We start from the raw sequence: 22,978 nt of genomic DNA on the forward strand, positions 1-22,978 counted from the left end.
AGTCGTTTACTTAATGAGTTCCAGCATTTTGAATACCATTTCGGAAGAGCTTTTTGCTGCTAGAGGTAGGAACTCATCAAAGCTCATTGGTGATTCTTTATCAGCGACATCAGAGATTGCACGCACAACAACAAACGGTGTGTTGAATTGGTGACAAGTTTGAGCGATAGCAGATGCTTCCATTTCTACAGCGATAACAGACGGAAAGTGTTTACGAATAAACTCTTGACGCTCAGCAGTACAAACAAACGCATCGCCAGTACAAATTAGGCCGCGAACCGCATGAGTGTTTTCCATTTGTGCTAGGGCTTTTTCTGCTAAGTCCATTAGCTTGTCATCCGCTTTGAATGCAGCTGGTTGACCGGCCATTTGGCCAATTTCATAACCAAAAGCGGTTACGTCTGCATCGTGATGACGAACTTCTGTAGAGATAACTACATCGCCAAGGTTTAAGCTTGAATCGAAACCGCCAGCAGAGCCTGTGTTAATCACAACGTCTGGTTGGTATTCATCAAGAAGGATTGTCGTGCCCACTGCCGCTGCAACTTTACCGATGCCCGATTGTAGTACGACGACTTCGACATCGTTAATTTGACCAGAGAAAAACGTACAACCTGCTTTATTTACAGTTTTGCAGTTTGTTATTGCTTGCTTCAGGATGGTCACTTCTTGTTCCATCGCACCGATGATACCAACTTTCATAACACTCTCTTTAGGTAAATATTTTAGTTGGCCGAGAGTATAGCACTCCCCGTTGGCAGTTTTCTATTTGATGAGCTTAGCTTGAGTGAGCTTTTCTCGTAATTGATCGGCGCGCTTTCTGTTTACGCCAAAGTCAGAGTAGCCCACACGAGATTCCGAGCGCACAATCAGTTGGTCTCCTGCTATTTTTAGTTCGAGGTCATCCACGAAGCGCATGATTTTAGATGTGCACTCGATACGAAGGTAGTTGCTTTCTTTCACCGCGGTTTTCGCGCCTGGCAGTTCAAGCGCAACTTGCTCAATAGCGTCGATGTTCGCTGAATCAACTAAGATGAATGGCGTTAGGTTGTATTTTTCTCGCGAGTCTTGGGTGGAGACGCAGTTTGGTTTGTCACCACAAGGTGATTGAGAACGATCCGTCATGGTTGTGACTCCTTGGCTACAAGCGGTTAAGCCGAGCAAAGTAATGGAAAGGAGAGCGGCTTTTTTCATTGTATTTACTCTTATAATTTGCTTCTAATTATATGGATACAAAAGAAAAAGGATCCAATAATAGGACCCTTTTTGTGAGGTTAACTGAGATTAAACTTCGAGGTAATCGAGAATGCCTTCTGCCGCTTTTCGTCCTTCATCAATTGCGGTTACGACAAGATCAGAACCTCGTACCGCATCACCACCCGCGAAGATCTTTTCATTGCTGGTCTGGAACTGGAACTCTTGCTTCGCTGGGGCTTTGATACGACCCCATTGATCCAAATCGACATCAAACGGTGCTAACCAGTCCATTTTGTGCGGCTGGAAACCAAACGCCATGATAACAACGTCTGCTGGTAGAACGTGCTCGCTGCCTTCAACGGGCTCTGGACGTCGGCGACCTGCTTCATCAGGTTCACCAAGTGCGGTTTTCACCACTTTGACCCCCGAGACTTTGCCTGACGCATCCACTTCCACTCCCAAAGGCTGAAGGTTGAACATGAACTTCACGCCTTCTTCCTTTGCGTTTTTTACCTCGCGACGAGAGCCTGGCATGTTGGCCTCATCACGACGATAAGCACAAACTACGTTGGAGGCACCTTGGCGAATTGAGGTACGAACGCAGTCCATTGCTGTATCACCACCACCCAGTACGACGACTTTCTTTCCTGCCATATCGATAAAGGGTTGGTTACTCTCAAGATCCATGACTTTGTAGGTGTTCGAAACTAAAAATGGCAGCGCGTCATACACACCCGGCGCATCTTCATTATCTAGACCTGCACGCATGTATTTATAGGTGCCAACGCCCAAGAAAACAGCATCGTATTCATCAAGCAGCTCTTGCATTTGGACATCTTTGCCTACTTCCATGTTCATGCGGAACTCGACGCCCATTTCAGTGAACACACGGCGGCGGTTTTCCATCACGCCTTTTTCAAGCTTGAAGGAAGGAATACCGAAGGTCAGAAGGCCTCCAATTTCAGGGTAGCGGTCAAACACGACTGGCTTAACGCCATTGCGCACTAGGATATCCGCGGCAGCCAAGCCAGCTGGGCCAGCTCCAATGATTGCAACCTTTTTATCGGTCCACTCCACCTTGGACATATCTGGCTTCCAGCCCATTTCAAACGCTTTGTCGGTAATGTACTTTTCTATGTTACCGATGGTGACGGCACCAAAGTCATCATTAAGCGTGCATGAACCTTCACATAGGCGGTCTTGAGGACAAACGCGCCCGCATACTTCCGGTAGGCTATTGGTTTGATGCGATAGTTCAACCGCTTCAAGAATACGACCTTCATTGGCAAGTTTTAACCATTGAGGGATGTAGTTGTGGACTGGGCATTTCCATTCACAATATGGGTTGCCACAATCTAAGCAGCGATCCGCTTGTGCAGTCGCCTGTTGTTTAGTGAACGGTTCATAGATTTCAACGAACTCGATCTTACGAACTTTTATAGGCTTTTTCGCAGGATCTACACGCTGCACATCGATAAATTGATAAACGTTCTGGCTCATGATTCAAACATCCTCCATGATTACTGTGCTTGAACACGCAGCTCTGCGGCACTGCGGCTCTGGTGACCAAGTAGCGTGCGAAGATCTGCCGCTTGTGGTTTCACCAAATAGAACTTTGGAATCCATTCATCAAAGTTCGCCAAAATATTTTCAGCATGACTCGACCCTGTTTCTTCAAGGTGTTCCGCAATTAGGCCACGCAAATGTTCTTGGTGGATGTAAAGATCGGACAATGAGATGGCTTCGACAGACTCAGTATTAACTCGACCTTCAAAGCTTTGGTTCTCATCCAGAACATAGGCAAAGCCTCCAGTCATACCCGCGCCAAAGTTCACACCTGTCGCACCAAGAATGGCAACAATACCGCCAGTCATATACTCACAAGCGTTATCGCCAGCACCTTCAATGACGGCTATCGTACCTGAGTTTCGTACGCCGAAACGCTCACCTGCTTTACCGGCTGCAAATAGTTTACCGCCGGTCGCGCCGTACAGACAGGTGTTACCAATGATGGTTGCTTCATTACACTTAAATGCAGTGCCAAGGTGAGGTTTGATAACCACTTTACCACCCGCCATGCCTTTGCCCACGTAGTCGTTCGCATCGCCCGTGAGGTAAAGCTCTACACCACCTGCGTTCCAAACACCAAAGGACTGGCCTGCGGTGCCGTCAAGATAGATTTTGATAGGGGAAGCCGCCAACCCTTGGTTGCCATAGCGTTTTGCTATTTCGCCAGATAAGCGTGCACCAACAGAACGATCAGTGTTGATGACATTGTAGAAGAAACTTGCCGATTGACTGTTTTCGACCGCATGCATGGCATCATCAACGATCTTTTGGTTGAGCTCAGCTTTATCAAACGGTTTGTTTGGCTCTGTCCAAAATAGCGGATGGCCCTCAGGTGATACTGGAGCTTCTAGAATATTGGATAGATCCAGCTTGGTCTGTTTCGCTGTAAATCCCTCTACTGACTCAAGTAAATCGGTACGACCAATCAAGTCCGTCAGCTTTTCAACGCCAAGTTCGGCGAGTAATCCGCGCACTTCGTCTGCCAGGCCGATGAAGTAATTCATCACCATTTCTGGTAGACCTTTGAAGTATTCTTTACGCAGTGTCTCGTCTTGAGTCGCAACCCCAGTTGCACAGTTGTTGAGGTGACAAATTCGTAGGAACTTACAACCCATAGCGACCATTGGCGCAGTACCAAAACCGAAGCTTTCTGCACCTAAAATTGCGGCTTTAACTACGTCTAAACCAGTCTTTAGACCACCGTCTACCTGTAAGCGGATCTTATGACGCAGACCATTAGCAACCAGAGCTTGTTGTGTCTCTGCCAACCCCAACTCCCAAGGGCTACCAGCGTATTTTACCGAAGTTAATGGGCTTGCTGCGGTACCACCGTCGTAACCCGAAATGGTAATAAGATCAGCGTAAGCCTTGGCTACACCCGTTGCGATGGTGCCGACACCTGGCTCGGAGACGAGTTTTACCGAAACCAGCGCATTCGGGTTGACTTGTTTAAGGTCGAAGATCAGTTGGGCCAAATCTTCAATCGAATAGATATCGTGATGCGGAGGAGGGGAGATCAGAGTCACGCCTTGTACCGAATAACGCAGTTTTGCGATTTCTGCGGTGACTTTGTGTCCTGGTAGCTGTCCACCTTCACCCGGTTTCGCACCTTGTGCCACCTTGATTTGCAGTACATCCGCATTAGTCAGGTAATGCGGCGTTACACCAAATCGGCCAGAAGCAATCTGTTTGATACGTGAGTTACGCTCAGTACCGAAACGGCGAGGATCTTCACCGCCTTCACCCGAGTTAGAGTAACCACCAAGACGGTTCATCGCCGTTGCAAGTGCTTCATGCGCTTCTGGGCTAAGTGCGCCAATGGACATTGCCGCTGAGTCAAAGCGTTTGAACAGTTCAGTGCGTGGTTCTATTTGCTCAAGTGGCAGCGGTGAGTCTGATTTTTTCAGCGACATTAAGTCACGCAGCATGGCAACAGGGCGTTGGTTTACCTGCTTAGCAAAGCTCTGATAGTCGTTACTTTCGCCAGATTTAACGGCCTGTTGCAGCGTGCCGACGACATCCGGGTTGTAAGCATGATACTCACCTCCATGGACGTACTTTAACAAGCCTCCATGATCAATCGATTTGCGTTTCGCCCATGCTTTACGAGATAAGTTTGTAAGATCTTGCTGGAAGTCGTCAAAATTCGCGCCTTCAATTCGAGTTGTGACGCCTTTAAAACACAGATCGACCACATCTTGGCTCAAGCCAACTGCTTCAAATAGTTGTGAGCAGCGGTAAGAGGCGATGGTTGAGATCCCCATTTTCGACATGATCTTGTACAGGCCTTTGTTGATGCCGTATTGGTAGTTTTGCATCACATCGCGGTAGTCTTTCTCTAGCGCTTTATCATCAATCAGTTTACCTAACGCTTCATAAGCAAGGTATGGGTAAACCGCAGTGGCACCAAAACCAAGCAAGACGGCAAATTGGTGTGGATCACGGGCTGTTGCGGTTTCGACAACAATGTTGGCATCGCAACGCAAGTTCGCGTCAATCAGACGAGTTTGAACGGCGCCGACTGCCATTGCTGCTGGAATTGGCAACTTACCTTTGACCAAGGCTCTGTCCGAAAGCACCACTAAAACCGTGCCTTCACGAACGACTTGCTCTGCTTGCTCACACAGATCATTAATGGCTTGTTTAAGATCTTTTTGTTGTGGGTCGTAGTTGATATCGAGAATGGTATTACGGTAATGATCGTCACTCAGCTCTAGTAGTTGCTGCATGTCTGAATAGAGCAGTACTGGAGAATCAAAGGTTACACGATGCGCGTGGCCATCGGTTTCACAGAAGACGTTCATCTCCTGGCCGATGCTGGTCGCCAGCGACATGACGTGTTTCTCACGCAGCGGATCGATTGGTGGGTTGGTGACCTGCGCGAACTTCTGACGGAAGTAATCAGTCACCAAGCGCTCTTTCGAAGAAAGAACCGCCATCGGGGTGTCATCACCCATCGAACCGACGGCTTCTTGCCCCATATCACCGAGGACACGCAATATTTGATCGACTTCTTCATTGCTCATGGCAAACTGCTTTTGATAAGTCTTAAGCAAGTCTTCATCAAAGCTACGCTCACCTACTTGATCTTCAGGCAGTTGAGAGAACGGTGTTAGTTTGCGAACGTTGTTCTCCATCCATTCGCGATAAGGGTGACGAGATTTCAGATCATTATCGATCTCGCTAGATTGCCAAAGCTTACCTTTACGAGTGTCGATGACGAGCAATTCCCCCGGACCTACACGACCTTTTTTGGCAACTTCATCTGGGGCGTAATTCCAAATCCCTACCTCAGATGCCAGAGTGATCAACTTGTCTTTGGTAATTACATAACGAGCTGGACGCAGACCGTTTCGGTCTAGGTTACAAGCAGCATAACGACCATCGGATAGTACGATACCTGCTGGACCATCCCATGGTTCCATGTGTTTGGAGTTGAAATCGTAAAACGCACGCAAATCCGGATCCATGTCAGGGTGGTTTTGCCATGCTGGCGGCACAAGCATACGCATGGCACGGAAGATATCCATGCCGCCAGCTAAAAAGAGATCTAGCATATTATCTAAGCTAGACGAGTCTGAGCCTGTCTCGTTCACAAACGGTGCTGCAGTTTGTAGGTCAGGCAGCAGTGGTGACGAGAACTTGTAAGCACGAGCGCGTGCCCATTGTCGGTTACCTTCAATGGTATTGATCTCACCATTATGAGCAAGGTAGCGGAACGGTTGAGCTAATGGCCAACGCGGTTGAGTGTTGGTAGAAAAACGCTGGTGGAACAGACAGATAGCAGATTCCATACGTAGATCGGCAAGATCAAGATAAAAGCGCGGTAAGTCCGCAGGCATGCATAGGCCTTTGTACACCAAAACTTGAGTCGATAAGCTACAGATGTAGAAATCCGGATCTTCGGTGATTTGTTTCTCGATGCGACGGCGTGCGATGTAGAGACGACGTTCAATGTCGCGTTCGCGCCAACCTGCCGGTGCAGAGACAAAGACTTGCTGAATATTTGGAAGCGAGTTGGCCGCAATTGGACCGAGTACTTCTGAATTAGTGGGTACTTCACGCCAACCAGCCACAGTTAGCGTCTCTTGCGCCAGTTCTTTGTTGACGATGTCTTTAGCGAGTTGAGCTTTGACTGGATCTTGGTTGAAGAAAATCATCCCTACGGCGTATTGCTTGCCAAGGTTGAAACCATTTTCTTCGGCAATAAGACGTAAATAGGAATCGGGCTTTTGTAATAGAAGACCACAACCATCACCAGTTTTACCATCGGCGGCGATACCACCACGGTGAGTCATGCGGTCAAGTGCAGAAATTGCTGTACGTACCAGCTTGTGGCTTTGTTCGCCTTCCATATGCGCGATCAAGCCAAATCCACAGTTGTCTTTCTCAAGACTTGGATCATAAAGAGCCATTGCAATTCTCCCTTTGCTTATCCGTCATCCCGACAGATATATCAACACTGCTTACGTTGATATCGATGACTAACCATGCGTCATCTTTATAGCTTTATGTATAATTATTCAGTAAAAGTTGTGAAATATTTAACATTTTTTGAGTGTTTTATTTTCATCAACTTCACAAGCTATAGCTTATTGTAAAAAAGGTCAAGTTATTAGTGGATCATCACGTGAATATACGATTTACCATTTAATAAGCTAAAATAGTTTAATAATTTCAAATAGATAGAAAATTGATTGTTACAAAAAAGTAACATTTGATTCTGTGGGAGATAAAAAAGACCAGCATAAAATGCTGGTCAAAATAGAAAGATTGGAAGGAATTGTTTTCTTTCTTCACCGATAGCCATCGATATTGCTGATGGCTATTAGGCAATTGAAAGAGAGAAGCATGACTGCTTCGTTAAGCAGAAAGCATCAGTGAATCTGCTTTTGCTTCTAGGTTTGTGCCACCCATTAGGTAATCATCGATAGCACGGGCACATTCGCGGCCTTCATTGATACAACGAACCACCAAAGATTGGCCTGTTCGCATATCACCAGCAGCAAATACGCCTTCTTGGTTAGTAGCAAAATCTTGAGTTGCTACGTTACCGCGATCGTCTAGTGCGATATCCAGTTGAGCAAGTACGCCTGTTGGTTCAGGGTGTAGGAATCCCATCGCTAGAAATGCCATATCACATGGAATCACACGCTCGCTGCCTTCTACTTCTTTGAAGCTTGGACGCTCGCCTGGTTTCGCATCTTGCCAAACGATATCAGCTAAACGAAGACCGGTAACTTCACCTTTGTCATTGCCGATGAACTCTTTGGTTAGGATATTCCAGTGACGATCAACGCCTTCTTCATGAGACGTCGAAGTACGTAGGATCATCGGGTACTGTGGCCATGGCATATTGGCAGGACGTTTCTCTGGTGGAATCGGCATGATTTCAACCTGAGTGATGCTTGCTGCACCGTGGCGGTTTGATGTACCTACACAGTCAGAACCCGTATCACCACCACCGATAACGACAACGTGTTTACCCGCGGCGTGAAGTTCTTCACCCTTAAGATCCATGTCGTTGGCACGGCGGTTATTTTGACCTAGGAATTCCATCGCGAAGTGAACGCCTTTTAGTTCACGACCCGGAACGGGCAAATCACGAGGAACGGTTGAACCACCAGTCAGTAGAACCACATCGAACTCTTGACGCAGCTGCTGAGCATTCACATCAACACCAACATGTTGGTTAACTTTGAATTCAATACCCGCTTCTGCCATCAGGTTGATCTTACGATCAATCACGTCCATACCCAGTTTGAAATCTGGGATACCAAAACGTAGCAGACCGCCTACTTTCTCGTCTCGCTCGAATACTGTTACAGTATGACCAGCGCTGTTTAGCTGCTCAGCAGCCGCAAGGCCAGCTGGGCCCGAACCGATGATCGCAACGGTTTTACCAGTGCGAGAACGTGGTGTTTTTGGTTTGGCGTACCCTTCACGATACGCTGTTTCTACGATGGTTTTCTCGATATTACAGATAGTGATTGGGTCTTGGTTGATGCCAAGTACACAAGCACTTTCACACGGAGCAGGGCAAACACGACCAGTAAACTCTGGGAAGTTATTGGTTGAGCTTAGAATGTTCCATGCTTCTTCCCAGCTATCACGATAAACCGCATCGTTAAACTCTGGGATGATGTTACCGATAGGGCAGCCGTTATGACAAAACGGCACACCACAATCCATACAACGAGAAGCCTGAGTATTGATCTTGTCACCAAACTCCTCGTTCAGAACGAACTCTTTGTTGTTCTTGATGCGTTCAGCTGGGTCGATCTTCTGTGGTAGTTCACGACCATGCTCTAAAAATCCAGTAGGCTTACCCATTATACGGCCTCCACTTGAGTTTCGTTTCCTTGAGACTGTGCTTCAGCTTTACGCTTTTGAAGAACCGCTTTGTAGTCACGCGGCATTACCTTAACCATAGAGGCTAGGCTTGCTTCAAAGTTGTCTAGGAAAGACTGAGCGACTTCACTTCCTGTGAATTGAACATGCTTAGTTAGCATGTCGAGTAATAGATCTCTGTCTTCTTGCTCGATTGGGTCTAGGTCTACTAGCTCTGGGTTCAGTTTTGACTCAAAGTCACCTGATTTATCCCATACGTAAGCCACGCCGCCACTCATACCAGCGGCAAAGTTACGACCTGTTGAACCAAGGATAATTGCTGCACCGCCAGTCATGTATTCACAACCGTGGTCACCGACGCCTTCTACTACTACTTTCGCACCTGAGTTACGAACACAGAAACGTTCACCAGCCATACCGCGAATGAAAGACTCACCCGAAGTTGCACCGTAGAAACACACGTTACCAACCACGATGTTGTCTTCCGCGACAATGCTTGATTTCGCATCTGGATAAAGTACTAAGGTACCGCCAGATAAGCCTTTACCCCAGTAGTCGTTCGCGTCGCCTTCCACTTCGAACTTCACGCCCTTAGCTAGGAATGCACCGAATGACTGACCCGCAGAACCTTTGAACTTCACGTTCATTGGCTTAGGTAGACCTGCATCTTTGTACACTTTCGAGATTTCGTTCGACAGCATGGTACCTGCAGAGCGGTCCGTGTTAACGATAGGGAACTCGGCATTCACCGCTTCGCCTTTCTCTAGTGAAGGAATTGCCGCTTTAATCAGCTTACGGTCTAGCACTTCTTCTAGGTTGTGATTCTGCTGAGCTTGGTTGAATACACCATCAGCTTCACGTGGTTGCTCAACGTGGAGAACAGGAGACAGATCTAGGTTCTTGTATTTCCAGTGAGAAATGTCTTGGCGAATCTTCAGCTTCTGACCTTGACCGACCATTTCATCGATAGTGCGGAAGCCAAGTTCAGCCATGATTTCACGTAGACCTTGTGCCATGTATTGGAAGAAGGTTACGACGTCTTCAACGCGACCATCAAAGCGCTCGCGAAGCGTCTTGTTCTGAGTCGCGATACCAACAGGACAAGTGTTCTTATGACACTTACGCATCATGATACAACCTTCAACCACTAATGCTGCGGTTGCTACGCCCCATTCTTCTGCACCAAGTAGTGTTGCCACTGCAAGGTCGCGAGGTGTCTTCATCTGACCATCCGCTTGAACCACGATACGGTTACGTAGACCGTTCTTCAGTAGCGTTTGGTGCGTTTCTGCCAAGCCAAGTTCCCAAGGAAGACCTGTATGGCGGATTGAAGACATTGGGGATGCACCTGTACCGCCGTCGAAACCTGCGATTAGTACAACGTCCGCTTTCGCTTTCGCGACACCAGAAGCGATCGTACCTACGCCTGCTTCTGATACCAGCTTCACGTTTACACGGCCTGCGCGGTTCGCGTTCTTCAAGTCGTAGATAAGCTGAGCCAAATCTTCGATTGAGTAGATATCGTGGTGTGGTGGTGGAGAGATAAGGCCAACGCCCGGAGTCGAGTGACGCGTTGCACCGATCCAGTCATCTACTTTATCGCCTGGTAGCTGACCACCTTCACCTGGCTTCGCACCTTGAGCCATTTTGATTTGTAGCTCTTCAGCGTTAGTTAGGTAGTAAGAGGTTACGCCGAAACGACCTGAAGCCACCTGCTTGATTGCAGAGCGTTCCCAATCGCCGTTCTCTTTGCGCTCGAAACGCATTGGGTCTTCACCACCTTCACCAGAGTTCGATTTCGCGCCAAGACGGTTCATCGCAACTGCCAGTGTGGAGTGTGCTTCGTAAGAAATAGAACCGAATGACATAGCGCCCGTCGCGAAGCGTTTCACGATGCTTTCAATTGGTTCGACTTCGTCGATAGAGATAGAACCTGCTGGGTTCTTAATGAATTCTAGCTGGCTACGCAGAGTTACTGCGTTGTCACCTTGTTTATCTACGGCTGTCGCGTACTGCTTGAACTGATCGTAGTTCTTGTTGCGCGTAGACTCTTGCAGTAGAGAAATGGTTTCTGGGTTGAATAGGTGCTTCTCACCACGCTGTTTCCATTGGTAAACACCACCAACATCCAGCATTTGAATTGGGATTTCGCGTTGTGGGTAACCGATGCGGTGACGGATCAGCACTTCTTTGGCGATATCATCAAGGGTTAGACCTTGGATACGAGAAACTGTACCTGTGAAGTATTTGTCTACCACGGATTTATGGATGCCCAAGGCTTCGAAGATTTGCGCACCATGGTACGACTGTAGCGTTGAGATACCCATCTTCGAGAAGATCTTCAGAAGACCGCCATTGATCGCTTTACGGTAGTTGTTGAACAGATCACGAGGGTTCGCTTCTGGATCCAACTTCTTCGTACGTTGAAGTTCAATGATGGTTTCAATCACTAGGTAAGGGTTAACCGCATTCGCACCGTAACCAAGTAGCGTTGCAAAGTGGTGCGTTTCACGCGCGTCACCAGTTTCAACCACGATGTCACACTTCGCACGTAGACCTTTACGGATCAAGTGGTGGTGCACTGCGCCAACTGCCAGCATTGCTGGGATCGCCGCGTGGTTTGAATTCACTGCGCGGTCAGTGAGTAGGATGATTGAGTAACCATCGATAACCGCGTCTTCTGCGTATTGGCAGATACGTTTTAATGCACGCTCAAGTTTGCCTTGATCTTCACTAGCTTGGAATACGATATCCAACGTTTTCGCTTGTAGGTGCTCGTTATCGATCGCACGCAGTTTTTCAAGCTCTGAGTTCGCCAGAACCGGCGATTCTAATTCGACTTTCTGACAGTGAAGTGGTGTTTCAGTCAGAAGGTTTTGGTCTTTACCCAAGTAAGTGTTCAGCGACATAACCATACGCTCACGGATCGGGTCGATCGGTGGGTTGGTTACCTGTGCGAACAGCTGCTTGAAGTAGTTAGAAAGATGTTGAGACTGATGAGATAGAACCGCAAGAGGCCAGTCGGCACCCATTGCTGATAATGGCTCTTTCGCGTCATTCGCCATTGGAACGATGATTTCGTTCACTTCTTCAGTGCTTACGCCAAACGCTTGTTGGCGGTGTAGAAGGTGTTCTGGCTTAGGTTGGCTGAACTGGTTGCTCGCATCTGGCAGCTTCTTCAAGCTCAGTAGGTTTTCTTCTACCCATTTCTCGTAAGGCTGTGCCGTTGCGATGGTGTCTTTCACTTCTTCATCGGAGATGATGCGACCTTGCTCTAGGTCTGCAACGAAGATACGACCCGGTTGTAGACGACCACGGAACTCTACGTTCTCTGGTTCAATATCCACAACACCAGATTCAGATGCCATCACTAGGAAGTTATCTTTGGTCACTGTGTAGCGAGAAGGGCGCAAACCGTTACGGTCTAGTGTCGCACCAACTTGAACACCATCAGTAAAACATACGGAAGCCGGGCCATCCCATGGTTCCATGATGTTCGCATGGTACTGATAGAACGCGCGACGTTTAGGATCCATGTTTTTGTTTTCTTGCCATGCTTCCGGAATCATCATCATCAATGCGTGTGGCAGGCTGCGACCAGACAGAACTAGGAGCTCAAGTGCCATGTCAAAGTTAGATGAATCCGAGCTGCCTTCCTGACAGATTGGAAGAAGCATGTCGATTTCAGCCTGAGTAAACAGGTCTGATTCTAGGATTGCTTCACGGGCTTTCATCCAGTTCAAGTTACCGCGAACTGTATTGATTTCACCGTTGTGGGCAATGTAACGGAAAGGCTGTGCAAGACGCCATTTCGGGAAGGTATTGGTAGAGAAACGAGAGTGTACCAGTGCCAGTGCAGTCACCATGGTCGGGTTTTGCAGATCAAGGAAGTACTGCGGTACTTGCTCGGTCGTTAACTGACCTTTGTACACCAATGTCTTGTAAGACATAGAGTTAATGTAGAAGTCGTCACCAATGTTCGAAACGCTTTCTAGGCAAACACGTACAGTGTAGTTACGAAGCACGTACAGTTTGCGTTCTAGTTCTTCAGGTGTGATGCCAGGGCCACCAGAGATAAACACATGCTCAAACTGAGGCTCTGTGCTTAGTGGGTCTGCACCGATCATTGAGTTGTCGGTTGGCAGAACGCGGTAGCCGATAACTTCAAGATCTAGACGCTGTGCATTACGTTCTAGAATGTCACGGCATTGCTCGCGTTTGTATTCGTCTTTCGGGAAAAGAACGACACCAACACCATACTTTTCAAACGAAGGCAGTTTAATGCCTAGCTTAACGGCTTCTTCTAATAGGAATTCATGAGGTTTTTGTAGCAAGATACCCGCACCGTCACCGCTGCATGGGTCACAACCTTGACCACCACGGTGTTCCATGCGAGCCAGCATATCCAATGCTTGAGTCACTACTTCATGAGATTTACGGTTTTTAAGGTGAGCAACAAAACCGATACCACAAGCGTCATGCTCCAGTTCCGGAGTGTACAGACCCTGTGGATTTTGCTCTCTATCTACCATAGATACATCCTTCCAGTTCAATGTCGACGCAAAAGTACCGGGCAGCAAATACTACCTAGACTATTGATTACGTCTTGTCCTTTATATTTATTATCGCCACCGATCTAGGTTGACCGGTCTTGATTCCTTTCCGTATCTCGCAGGAAAAGTTTTGCGAGAAAAACAATCCTTGGTGGTATCCCTTTATTTATTATCACTATCTAGTGATTTATATAGGTAGGAGTGGGATAACACCGACAAATCCCGCAGTGTGCTTTGTAATAAAAGTCACAAAAATAACGGGGTTGTGTAAGTATCCTACAATTTTGTCACTTCAGAATGCAATGAAAAACTCGGCGTTGTGACCCAATTTTTTCGTTTAATTATGCATTTTTAGTTTAACATTTACGCAACATGAACGATTTTTGTCTTTAATTATGCAAGTTTATTGATTTTGACCCGCATGATGGGTGTTTGAATTGATTAATATTGTGTGTTTTTTCTTGCAGGGATGTAATTTATTTACACAGATCGTAGTGAGATTGATTACGATTTATTGTTGGTGAGAATTTATGCAGTTACATGAGTTGGTCAATACAATCGGCCAAGATCTTCAGCGTCGATACGGTGAAAAGGTTCATAAGTTAACATTGCACGGTGGATTTAGTTGCCCTAACCGCGATGGCACGATTGGGCGGGGAGGATGTACATTTTGCAATGTGGCTTCGTTTGCAGATGAAGAAGTCCAGATAAAAAGCATTCACGAACAGTTAAAAGATCGCGCAGGTGAAATTCACAGAGCGAAGAAGTATCTCGCTTATTTTCAGGCCTACACCAGTACCTATGCAGAAGTACAAGTTCTCAAAAACATGTATGAGGAAGCACTAAAGGCTGCAGACATGGTTGGTCTTTGTGTGGGGACGCGTCCTGATTGCGTCCCTGATGCGGTATTGGATTTACTGTCGGGCTATGTACAGCAAGGTTATGAAATTTGGCTAGAACTAGGTCTTCAAACCGCAAACAATGACACCCTCAAACGTATCAATCGTGGTCATGACTTTGAGTGTTATGCCGAAATCACTAAGCGTGCTCGAACACTCGGAATCAAGGTTTGTACTCACTTAATTGTGGGTTTACCCAAAGAAACCCGCGCCGAAAATATTGAAACGCTGCAAAAAGTGTTGACCGTGGGAACGGATGGCATCAAGTTACATGGCTTGCATATTGTCGAAGGTAGCACCATGGCGAAAGCTTGGCGTGCTGGAAAGCTAGAAGCCCCTGAATTAGAAGAATATGTTGCGATCGCCAGTGAAATGATTCGTATGACACCACCAGATGTGATTTATCATCGCGTTTCATCAGCAGCTAGGAGGCCCACGTTATTATCGCCTCTGTGGTGTGAAAACCGTTGGCTAGCGATGACGGAAATTGGTCGAGATCTCAGTGCTCATGGTGCTCAAGGGAGTCTTACGGGGAATACCTTTATCTATACTAAACCGGAATTAATAGCAGATCGCTCAATAAATAACTGATATATTTTAACCAGTGTTCTTTGAAGGTTTAAACGATGGATCAGTTACTCAATTGGCTTTGGGGTGGTCAAGGCGGTTATGGCTATGTCGTCTTGTTGTTAATCGCAGGCGTGTGCGCGTTAGCACTGATCTATTTGCACTTTCAGACGTCACTTAAGCAACTAGTAACGGATTCTCCCTATCCAGTCATAGTGGTGGACACTAGCCATGCTCAGCTCTTGCTATCTAACCAGGCTGCGATGCAGTTATTAGGCATTCGCTCTTTGGGAACGGGGTATTTGTATCCTGCTTTATTCGATATTCATGAGCTTGAGCAGTTTCTCGATCGCTTCTCTAGTCGTCATTTTCGTCAGCAGGCTTTTGACTGGCGACTATCTGATAGTGAATCTATTAAAGTGGAGCTGTCAGGCAGAAAGAGTTTATTGCGCAATCATCGAGTTTGGATTCTTTATGCTCAGCCATATCAAGCCACTCACCAAGAGCAGCAACAAGAACTTGCACAATTAATCATCGCACGTTCGGCATTAGACTCACTTTCAGAGCTGATTTATACCCAAGACCGCCAAGGCAATCTGTTAACGACCAATCGAGCATTTGATCAATTCTGGCAAGGGCGAAGGGAAGAAGCTTGCGCATCCAAGACCTTGGGTGAGATGACCAGAAAAAGCGAACGTAAATGGACAACGGATCCACAAGGTCGAAGTTGCTTATTGGAAGTCAATCAAAACTCTCTTGTTTCGCCGAGTGGTGAGCTTATCGGTACGCTGTCTATTAGTCATGACGTGACTGAATGGCACAAGATGCAACAGAATCTGCGAGATGAAATGGAGCGTCGCAAAGATACAGAGGTGGCGCTAGCGCAAAGAGATACTATCTTACAAACGATTCTGGATGCCAGTCCGGACTCTATTGGTATTTTCAATGAGAACATGGTCTATCAAGCGTGTAATCAGCCTTTTGTTAAGGCGTTAGGCATTTCAAAAATTTCTGATTTGATAGGTAAGCGCCTCCAAGACGTGATTCCTAAAGAGATGTACGCGCGCTTAGCAGACAGTGACTTAGAAGCATTACGCCAGTTAGAGCCAGTTCGATACATAGATAAAGTCGTGAGTAGTGATGGTAAAAGTACGTGGTTTGATGTGGTGAAATCGCCTTTTAAAGATAAAGCATCAGGAACGAATGGTGTGCTGATCATGGCGCGTGATATTTCTGAGCGTTATCTTGCAGAACAAAAGTTGGAAAAAGCCAACCTAGAGTTAGAAAAATTGAGCTTTATGGATAGCTTAACTCAAGTATCGAACCGACGCCGTTTCGACGAACAGCTGCAGGTATTGTGGTACCACCACGCTCGAGAAAAGCTGCCGCTCACCATCATGTTATGTGACATCGACTTTTTCAAAGATTACAACGACTGTTACGGTCACCAACAAGGTGATGAAGCGTTAGTCAGTGTCGCTACCGTGTTTACACAAGTCATCAATCGTTCTTCGGATTGTGTTGCGCGTTATGGTGGCGAGGAGTTTGGTTTTATATTGCCGAATACCACCACGGAAGGTGCGCGCAACGTAGCGCAGCGTATTCATGAGAAAATTCTACAGCTTGATATGGAACACGACAGTTCAGAAGCATCTGAACGCCTTACCGTCAGTATCGGTCTGGTCTCTTACATTCCTCAGCATGGTGATGAACCCGAAATGGGCATCGCTATGGCTGACAGTGCGTTATACCAAGCTAAAGCTGATGGACGTAATCGCACCTGTATTCACCCCAGTTCTTGCTAACGCTTTGTGACCGCTTGCTCTAAGTTGATAGCTGATTGTTTAAATCACCGTATTAAACACGTTAAACTTACACAAGCCTGTGCGCTCGTTGGTTTATCTTTCTATCTCGTGTCACAAGCGTAGATCGCACCGTGTGTTTTTCACTAATCAAACAGACCTAAATTGCGTTAGGTCGAGTGCATTTACCTGTTTTTCATCATCGAATGGCGCTATCTAGCCACCACCATGGAGTAGTTAATGAAACCCATGAAAAATCTCGCCCAGTATTATGTCGACTTGCTAGTCAAACTGGGGATTGTTCGCTTCTCTATTTTGCTAGCCCTTGCGCTGGTGGCATTAGCTGTTGTGGTGCAGGTAGGGATTACTTTAGCTCTCAAAGGGCGAGTAGATGATATCGACATTGTCCGTTCGGTGTTTTTTGGTCTATTGATCACCCCTTGGGCGGTTTACTTCCTCTCTGTGGTTGTCGATCAACTAGAAGAGTCTCGCCAGCGTTTAACTAAGCTGGTGTCCAAACTGAAGGACATGCGTTCGCGAGATCAAGAGTTGAATTACCAACTTCAACAAAACATTGAAAAGCTTAACCAAGAAATTGAAGAGCGTATTAAAGCGGAAGAAGCACGTGAAGAGGCGATGCAAGACCTCGAGAATGAAGTTTTCCAACGTGAACGTACTCAGCTTGAGCTTGCCGAGCGTACGGCGCTGTTACGTTCTTTTATCGATGCGTCTCCAGACTTGATTTACTACCGCAATGCCGATGGTGTTTTCTCTGGCTGTAACCGCGCGATGGAAGAGCTAACTGGGAAGAAAGAACATCAATTGGTGGGGTTAAGCCCTTGGGATGTGTATAGCAAAGAAATCGCCGAGCATATCGTTGATACTGACCAAAAGGTTTTTGCCGATAATCAAGCAATTACTTACGAGCAATGGCTCGAATACCCAGATGGTCGCAAGCATTACTTTGAGCTGCGTAAAGTGCCATTTTACAGCAAAGATGGCCGCCACCTTGGTCTCGTTGGGTTCGGTCGTGATATCACTGAACGTAAGCGCCATGAAGAGTCGTTAGAGAAAGCAAGCCGCGACAAAACTACCTTCATCTCAACCATCAGTCATGAGCTGCGAACGCCGCTGAATGGCATTGTAGGCTTAAGTCGTATGCTTCTAGATAGTCCGTTGACAGAAGAGCAGCGTAAACACATGCAGACCATCAATGTGAGTGCGATTACTCTAGGTAACATCTTCAACGATATTATCGATATGGATAAATTTGATCGCCGTAAGTTAGAACTATTACCTGCGCCACTTAACTTCGAAGACTTCGTCGCAGAGATTGAGAGTATCTCAGCTCTGATGGCGGAACAAAAAGGGTTACGCTTTGACTTAGAACGTTTAAGCGACTTGCCAAAAGCAATTGAAGTGGATGCAACCCGTCTACGTCAGGTGATTTGGAACTTGGTCAGCAACGCAATGAAGTTCACCAAGGAAGGTGGCGTTGTGATGACAGTGAGCGCGGATGTCGAAGACGATTTTGCGACCATTATTATGGAAGTGGAAGACACAGGTATTGGTATCCCAGACGAAGAGCTAGATAAGATCTTTGCGATGTACTACCAAGTGAAATCAGGCAAGGACAACCTGCATGCGGTCGGTACAGGTATTGGTTTGGCGGTATCTAAGCAACTGATCAATATGATGGATGGTGACATTACGGTTACCAGTGAGGAAGGCTTTGGTAGCACTTTTACTGTATCGATCCACGTTCCGATTGTTGAACTAGCTGAGCCAGTCATTGATGCGAAACGCGACAATGTGCGCCTCAACATATTTATGGTCGAAGACATCGAGCTTAACGTAACTGTGGCTAAATCGTTACTAGAGAGCCTAGGGCACTCTGTCACCGTGGCAATGACGGGCCAAGAAGCGTTAGTGAACTTTGTGCCAGAAAAATACGACTTAGCGTTGTTGGATATCCAACTGCCTGATATGACGGGCTTTGATGTCGCCAATTATTACCGCAAGCATTATAACAATCTTCCTCCATTGGTCGCCTTAACTGCTAATGTAATGAAAGATCGTCGTGAATACTTAGATAACGGCATGGATGATGCGATCAGTAAGCCGCTGGCAGTGAATGCTATTCAGTCAGTGATTGATAAATTCTTCGCTCACCAGTTAGAACAACCTAAGGAAGTGGTGAGCGGTCCCGAAACAGTGGAAGAGCCAGTGCCTTCTCCTGTGATTGAGACACATTTGCTCGATATGGATATGTTAGAGTCTTACGTCGACATTGTTGGTGCAAAACCTGTCTACGACAGCATAAAAATGTTTGAAGATATGATGCCAGACTATATCGATGTCTTAGATTCGAACATGACAGCGAAAGATCAAGATGGGATTGTTTCTGAAGCGCATAAAATCAAAGGTGCTGCAGGTTCAATTGGCCTGAAACGTATCCAAAGTGTGGCGCAAAAAGCGCAATCGCCCGATATGCCAGCATGGTGGGAAAACATTTCAGACTGGGTTGAAGAGATCAAAAATGAATACCAAAACGATATTCAAGTCCTCAAAAGTTGGTTGGAACAAAGGAAATAACATGAAAAGAATCGCACCATTGGCATTAGCCATGGCATTAGCCATGGCATTAGCCATGGCATTGATGGCAGGCTGTAGTTCCGTTCCAAATGTGAATTGGCAACAAAACAGTCAGATTACGATTAATGAGGTTAATGTTGAGCTCAAAAGTAATTTATGGGTGAACCTCATGCCGAATATTGGGGACGTGGAAGAGCAAAGTATTCAAGGTGCACTTTACCTCGAAGGAGATCAGTTACTTCCTGCAAATCTAACGGCAGAAGCTCTTATTATTAAACAGGGGCAAAAAGAGTGGTTGGTGGACAGTGCGTCTTTAGATACTCGAACGCACAGTGAAAGCCGATGGGAGGTGGCGTTCTCGTCTCACATTGATGTGAACACAGAAAAATCGGTTGATATCGCAGTGCTTCTAGACGATGCGGGTAAACAGCGTTGGTTAGTCGAAAAGTACGTGAAGATTAACAAGGTTTATTAACCGCAATGATGTTGCATTAGTCGTTAGACCTAAAACAAAAAGGGCTTGCTCAATGAGCAAGCCCTTTGCATATTAGCGGTTAAATCTAGTCTTCTAGATCGCCACAGAAGCGGTAACCTTCGCCGTGGATAGTGGCGATGATTTCTGGCGTACCTGAAACAGACTCAAAGTGCTTACGGATACGACGAATCGTTACGTCTACAGTACGGTCGTGTGGCTTAAGTTCACGACCAGTCATCTTCTTAAGAAGATCTGCACGAGTTTGAATCTTACCCGGGTTCTCACAGAAGTGCAGTAATGCGCGGAACTCAGAGCGAGGTAGCTTGTAGCTATCACCAGCAGGGCTTACTAGAGAGCGGCTGTTGATGTCTAGTACCCAACCGTTGAATTCATACTTTTCTACCGAGCGCTTCTCTTCTTGCACCGCGTTAGAGCTCATTGAGCGACTAAGTAGGTTACGTGCACGAATAGTTAGTTCACGTGGGTTGAATGGTTTAGTGATGTAGTCATCTGCACCAATCTCAAGACCTAGGATCTTGTCTACTTCATTGTCACGGCCTGTCAGGAACATTAAAGCAATGTTCGCTTGCTCGCGTAATTCACGCGCTAGTAGAAGGCCATTCTTGCCTGGAAGATTAATGTCCATAATAACCAAGTTGACTGAGTTATCAGACAACACTTGGTGCATCTCTTCACCGTCACTGGCTTCAAAAACAGCGTATCCCTCTGCTTCAAAAATACTCTTAAGAGTGTTACGAGTTACTTGCTCATCTTCAACGATAAGAATCTGCGGGGTTTGCATTGGCGGTACCTAAATTTGTGACAAAATTGTGCTAATAGAATAAATTCTAGGCAAAAATATAACATACAGGTAATGTGATTTTGATAATAAATCAAGTTGATCAAAAAAACACTTCTTTCAGTTATCCGCCCTCCATGGAATTTTGCCAACTCACCAGTATCCAATGGCGACGTTTATTCTAAAGGGCTTGTTTACCTTTCATTTCCTGCTTTCAGTGGGGCCTGAAACGTAAACACCCTAAGATATTGAGCGGATTTTATATTGTTAACAGCATGCTAACAATGCTCAAATGTTAATTCCATTCAGTTTGTTGATTTATATCAATTGATGAAATGTAACTGTTATTAATCGTTTAAGACTTATGATAGAAAAAAGTAATAAGAACATAGACGCATCGTTATGGAATGCTTATTCAGAATCTTTTTTCAGATTCGAAGCCGAGTGGCGTGTTTCAAACTATGCTGTGATAACCGCTTGGAACCCATACAGTAACTTGAGGTCCAAAGAAGAGAACAGCATAAACAATCACGCGTTAGAAAAACAGCTACAGCACGTTAATTACGCGCCTGTCACGGTAGGTGATAGCGCTTTTACATGGTATGAGGAAAGCTTTGCCGTCGAGTTGTCGCCAGAGGTAGCCGTTGAATTGGCGAGTGACTTTCAACAAAACGCGATTTATTACGTCATTAATGACCAACTTTATCTTATTGCGTGCTCGCAGCCGAAAGTTTTTCATACGTTAGGCTCCCTTAAACCTCGGCTCGTATAGAAGGTATAGAAAAGGATACTGCTCACTGAAGCACCGCTTGGGTGAGAAAATTCACGGAGGAAATATGAGAGACATTACACCCGATATTTGTGACCAATTTGAAGACCAAGTGAGCTTGCTTACTTTACCATTGCAGAACTTTGGTCAACGTAGCGCTTTTTACGGTGAAATCGTTACGGTGCGCTGCTATCACGATAACTCGAAAGTGCGTGAAGTACTGGGCGAAGATGGAACGGGTAAAGTATTGATTGTTGACGGACATGGATCGTGTCAGAGAGCATTACTCGGCGATCAATTAGCGATACTCGGAATAGAAAATGGGTGGGAAGGTATCATTGTCTATGGTGCAATACGCGACGTAGCACAAATATCTCAAATGGACATTGGCGTTCAAGCTCTTGGAACTAACCCGTTTAAAACAGAGAAACGCGGGATAGGAGAGGTAAACGTAACCTTAACGATGCAAAACCAAATCGTTCAACCTAAGCACTACGTTTACGCGGACTGGAACGGTGTGTTGATTTCTAAGCAAAAGCTGGACTTCTAAAAACGAAAGCCTAAACCAACCTCAAAGCCTTGTTGCCAATCTTGGTAATCAAGAGTCGCGTGAAGATCCAGTTTATCGGTAATTTTTACGCGACTTGATACTTCAGCCGCGAGGCTACTGTCGTCTTGGCGAATACCTTCCGCTGTTTCATTCTTGTAAGAGCGAACTGTACTTTTCAGCGTGACACGATCATTAAAGTGATAGCTGATCCCACTCAAAAAACCACTTTGATTTTTGGTAGGAGAGTTATTGACTCGCGCACCGACATAAACGTCTACCGAATCAAAAAGTTCGTAAGCGTAACCCGTATCGATATTCCAAACATCAAAACTGTCAGACTGATAACTGTCGCTGGAAATGAATAGTTTATGAGGAGAAGGGGATATTTTACCTGGAAGCGGCGGAAGCTCGTTTGCTAGACAAACACCAGGCACAAAAAACAGCAACAGAAAAAGCCCTCTTTTCATGTTCACCACTCCTTGTGTCAACTTTTTTATTAGTATGCGCCCAAAGCTTCTCACTATTAAAGCATAGAATATGAAAGCTAGCTCACCTATTTTCTAAATAATTCGATCCTATGAACATAAGTCACAGTTAAGTTGTTGTTATGTGTCACAACCCTCTCGAATTATTTGATCGTACGTTTTATGGCAAAGATCAGACTAGTTATTAGATAAAAAACCGAACTGGTGATGATGGTTAAGTCCTTTACAAAAACTAACTGTAGATTTTTAAATGATCAATAATGTGTAATTAACTATAAATATCAATGACATTGCTTAGCAGAATTCTCTGAAAGATGGAAAAACAAACAATTTTTTGTTGACTATGTATCAGAAACTCGGTAAACGT

At 45.9% G+C, this 22,978-nt stretch carries 14 protein-coding genes; 6 read left to right on the forward strand and 8 right to left on the reverse strand.

Going from position 1 to position 22,978, the window contains the following annotated elements; all coding sequences use genetic code 11:
* Positions 1 to 6 precede the first annotated feature (6 nt).
* The 6 genes from mtnN to gltB (N646_RS13110) form a co-directional block, all read right to left on the reverse strand.
* A complete protein-coding gene (gene mtnN / locus N646_RS13085) occupies positions 7 to 702 on the reverse strand; it encodes a 5'-methylthioadenosine/S-adenosylhomocysteine nucleosidase (RefSeq protein WP_005381837.1) in 696 nt (231 codons plus the stop codon).
* A gap of 63 nt (positions 703 to 765) precedes the next feature.
* Positions 766 to 1,194: a DUF1499 domain-containing protein gene (locus N646_RS13090; protein WP_017821476.1), complete on the reverse strand. Its 429-nt coding sequence runs from the start codon at positions 1,192 to 1,194 to the stop codon at positions 766 to 768.
* A 90-nt stretch (positions 1,195 to 1,284) separates the two neighbouring features.
* Positions 1,285 to 2,697, reverse strand: a complete 1,413-nt coding sequence (locus tag N646_RS13095) for an FAD-dependent oxidoreductase (RefSeq protein WP_005381833.1) — start codon at positions 2,695 to 2,697, stop codon at positions 1,285 to 1,287.
* 20 nt (positions 2,698 to 2,717) lie between these two features.
* The gene (gene gltB, locus N646_RS13100) at positions 2,718 to 7,181 is read right to left on the reverse strand and encodes a glutamate synthase large subunit (protein WP_017821475.1); all 4,464 of its coding nucleotides are present in this window, start codon (positions 7,179 to 7,181) and stop codon (positions 2,718 to 2,720) included.
* Between the two features lie 448 nt (positions 7,182 to 7,629).
* Positions 7,630 to 9,099, reverse strand: coding sequence for a glutamate synthase subunit beta (locus N646_RS13105; RefSeq protein ID WP_017821474.1), 1,470 nt, complete (start codon positions 9,097 to 9,099; stop codon positions 7,630 to 7,632).
* A complete protein-coding gene (gene gltB / locus N646_RS13110; protein ID WP_017821473.1) occupies positions 9,099 to 13,649 on the reverse strand; it encodes a glutamate synthase large subunit in 4,551 nt (1,516 codons plus the stop codon). The genes N646_RS13105 and gltB (N646_RS13110) overlap by 1 nt, the downstream gene beginning before the upstream one ends.
* Positions 13,650 to 14,200: 551 nt before the next feature.
* Between gltB (N646_RS13110) and N646_RS13115 the strand changes: the two genes are divergently transcribed.
* From N646_RS13115 to N646_RS13130, 4 genes are all read left to right on the forward strand, one after another.
* Positions 14,201 to 15,160, forward strand: a complete 960-nt coding sequence (locus N646_RS13115) for a TIGR01212 family radical SAM protein (protein ID WP_017821472.1) — start codon at positions 14,201 to 14,203, stop codon at positions 15,158 to 15,160.
* Between the two features lie 35 nt (positions 15,161 to 15,195).
* Positions 15,196 to 16,941 carry a sensor domain-containing diguanylate cyclase gene (locus tag N646_RS13120; RefSeq protein ID WP_017821471.1) on the forward strand — a complete coding sequence of 582 codons (1,746 nt, stop codon included), beginning with the start codon at positions 15,196 to 15,198 and terminating at the stop codon, positions 16,939 to 16,941.
* Between the two features lie 237 nt (positions 16,942 to 17,178).
* Positions 17,179 to 19,533, forward strand: a complete 2,355-nt coding sequence (arcB, locus tag N646_RS13125; RefSeq protein ID WP_005381826.1) for an aerobic respiration two-component sensor histidine kinase ArcB — start codon at positions 17,179 to 17,181, stop codon at positions 19,531 to 19,533.
* Between the two features lies 1 nt (position 19,534).
* Entirely contained in the window at positions 19,535 to 20,008 is a 474-nt protein-coding gene (locus N646_RS13130; RefSeq protein WP_017821470.1) for a hypothetical protein, read from the forward strand.
* Between the two features lie 85 nt (positions 20,009 to 20,093).
* Here the strand turns inward: N646_RS13130 and arcA are convergent, their stop codons facing one another.
* Entirely contained in the window at positions 20,094 to 20,810 is a 717-nt protein-coding gene (gene arcA / locus N646_RS13135) for a two-component system response regulator ArcA (RefSeq protein ID WP_005381824.1), read from the reverse strand.
* Positions 20,811 to 21,171: 361 nt separating this feature from the next.
* Here arcA and N646_RS13140 point away from each other — a divergent pair, with 361 nt between their 5' ends.
* Together N646_RS13140 and N646_RS13145 are read left to right on the forward strand one after the other, a co-directional pair.
* Entirely contained in the window at positions 21,172 to 21,579 is a 408-nt protein-coding gene (locus tag N646_RS13140) for a DUF3293 domain-containing protein (RefSeq protein WP_017821469.1), read from the forward strand.
* Between the two features lie 64 nt (positions 21,580 to 21,643).
* Positions 21,644 to 22,126, forward strand: a complete 483-nt coding sequence (locus tag N646_RS13145) for a putative 4-hydroxy-4-methyl-2-oxoglutarate aldolase (protein ID WP_005381822.1) — start codon at positions 21,644 to 21,646, stop codon at positions 22,124 to 22,126.
* Here the strand turns inward: N646_RS13145 and N646_RS13150 are convergent.
* Positions 22,123 to 22,593, reverse strand: a complete 471-nt coding sequence (locus N646_RS13150; RefSeq protein ID WP_017821468.1) for a hypothetical protein — start codon at positions 22,591 to 22,593, stop codon at positions 22,123 to 22,125. The genes N646_RS13145 and N646_RS13150 overlap by 4 nt on opposite strands.
* Between the last annotated feature and the right edge of the window lie 385 nt (positions 22,594 to 22,978).

Source organism: Vibrio alginolyticus NBRC 15630 = ATCC 17749 (genome assembly GCF_000354175.2).
Lineage (GTDB): Bacteria > Pseudomonadota > Gammaproteobacteria > Enterobacterales > Vibrionaceae > Vibrio > Vibrio alginolyticus.

Excerpts from the sequence above, each read along its gene's own strand:
- mtnN (WP_005381837.1), bottom strand. The coding sequence starts at position 702 with ATGAAAGTTGGTATCATCGGTGCGATGGAACAAGAAGTGACCATCCTG.
- N646_RS13090 (WP_017821476.1), bottom strand. The coding sequence starts at position 1,194 with ATGAAAAAAGCCGCTCTCCTTTCCATTACTTTGCTCGGCTTAACCGCT.
- N646_RS13095 (WP_005381833.1), bottom strand. The coding sequence starts at position 2,697 with ATGAGCCAGAACGTTTATCAATTTATCGATGTGCAGCGTGTAGATCCT.
- gltB (WP_017821475.1), bottom strand. The coding sequence starts at position 7,181 with ATGGCTCTTTATGATCCAAGTCTTGAGAAAGACAACTGTGGATTTGGC.
- N646_RS13105 (WP_017821474.1), bottom strand. The coding sequence starts at position 9,099 with ATGGGTAAGCCTACTGGATTTTTAGAGCATGGTCGTGAACTACCACAG.
- gltB (WP_017821473.1), bottom strand. The coding sequence starts at position 13,649 with ATGGTAGATAGAGAGCAAAATCCACAGGGTCTGTACACTCCGGAACTG.
- N646_RS13115 (WP_017821472.1), top strand. The coding sequence starts at position 14,201 with ATGCAGTTACATGAGTTGGTCAATACAATCGGCCAAGATCTTCAGCGT.
- N646_RS13120 (WP_017821471.1), top strand. The coding sequence starts at position 15,196 with ATGGATCAGTTACTCAATTGGCTTTGGGGTGGTCAAGGCGGTTATGGC.
- arcB (WP_005381826.1), top strand. The coding sequence starts at position 17,179 with ATGAAACCCATGAAAAATCTCGCCCAGTATTATGTCGACTTGCTAGTC.
- N646_RS13130 (WP_017821470.1), top strand. The coding sequence starts at position 19,535 with ATGAAAAGAATCGCACCATTGGCATTAGCCATGGCATTAGCCATGGCA.
- arcA (WP_005381824.1), bottom strand. The coding sequence starts at position 20,810 with ATGCAAACCCCGCAGATTCTTATCGTTGAAGATGAGCAAGTAACTCGT.
- N646_RS13140 (WP_017821469.1), top strand. The coding sequence starts at position 21,172 with ATGATAGAAAAAAGTAATAAGAACATAGACGCATCGTTATGGAATGCT.
- N646_RS13145 (WP_005381822.1), top strand. The coding sequence starts at position 21,644 with ATGAGAGACATTACACCCGATATTTGTGACCAATTTGAAGACCAAGTG.
- N646_RS13150 (WP_017821468.1), bottom strand. The coding sequence starts at position 22,593 with ATGAAAAGAGGGCTTTTTCTGTTGCTGTTTTTTGTGCCTGGTGTTTGT.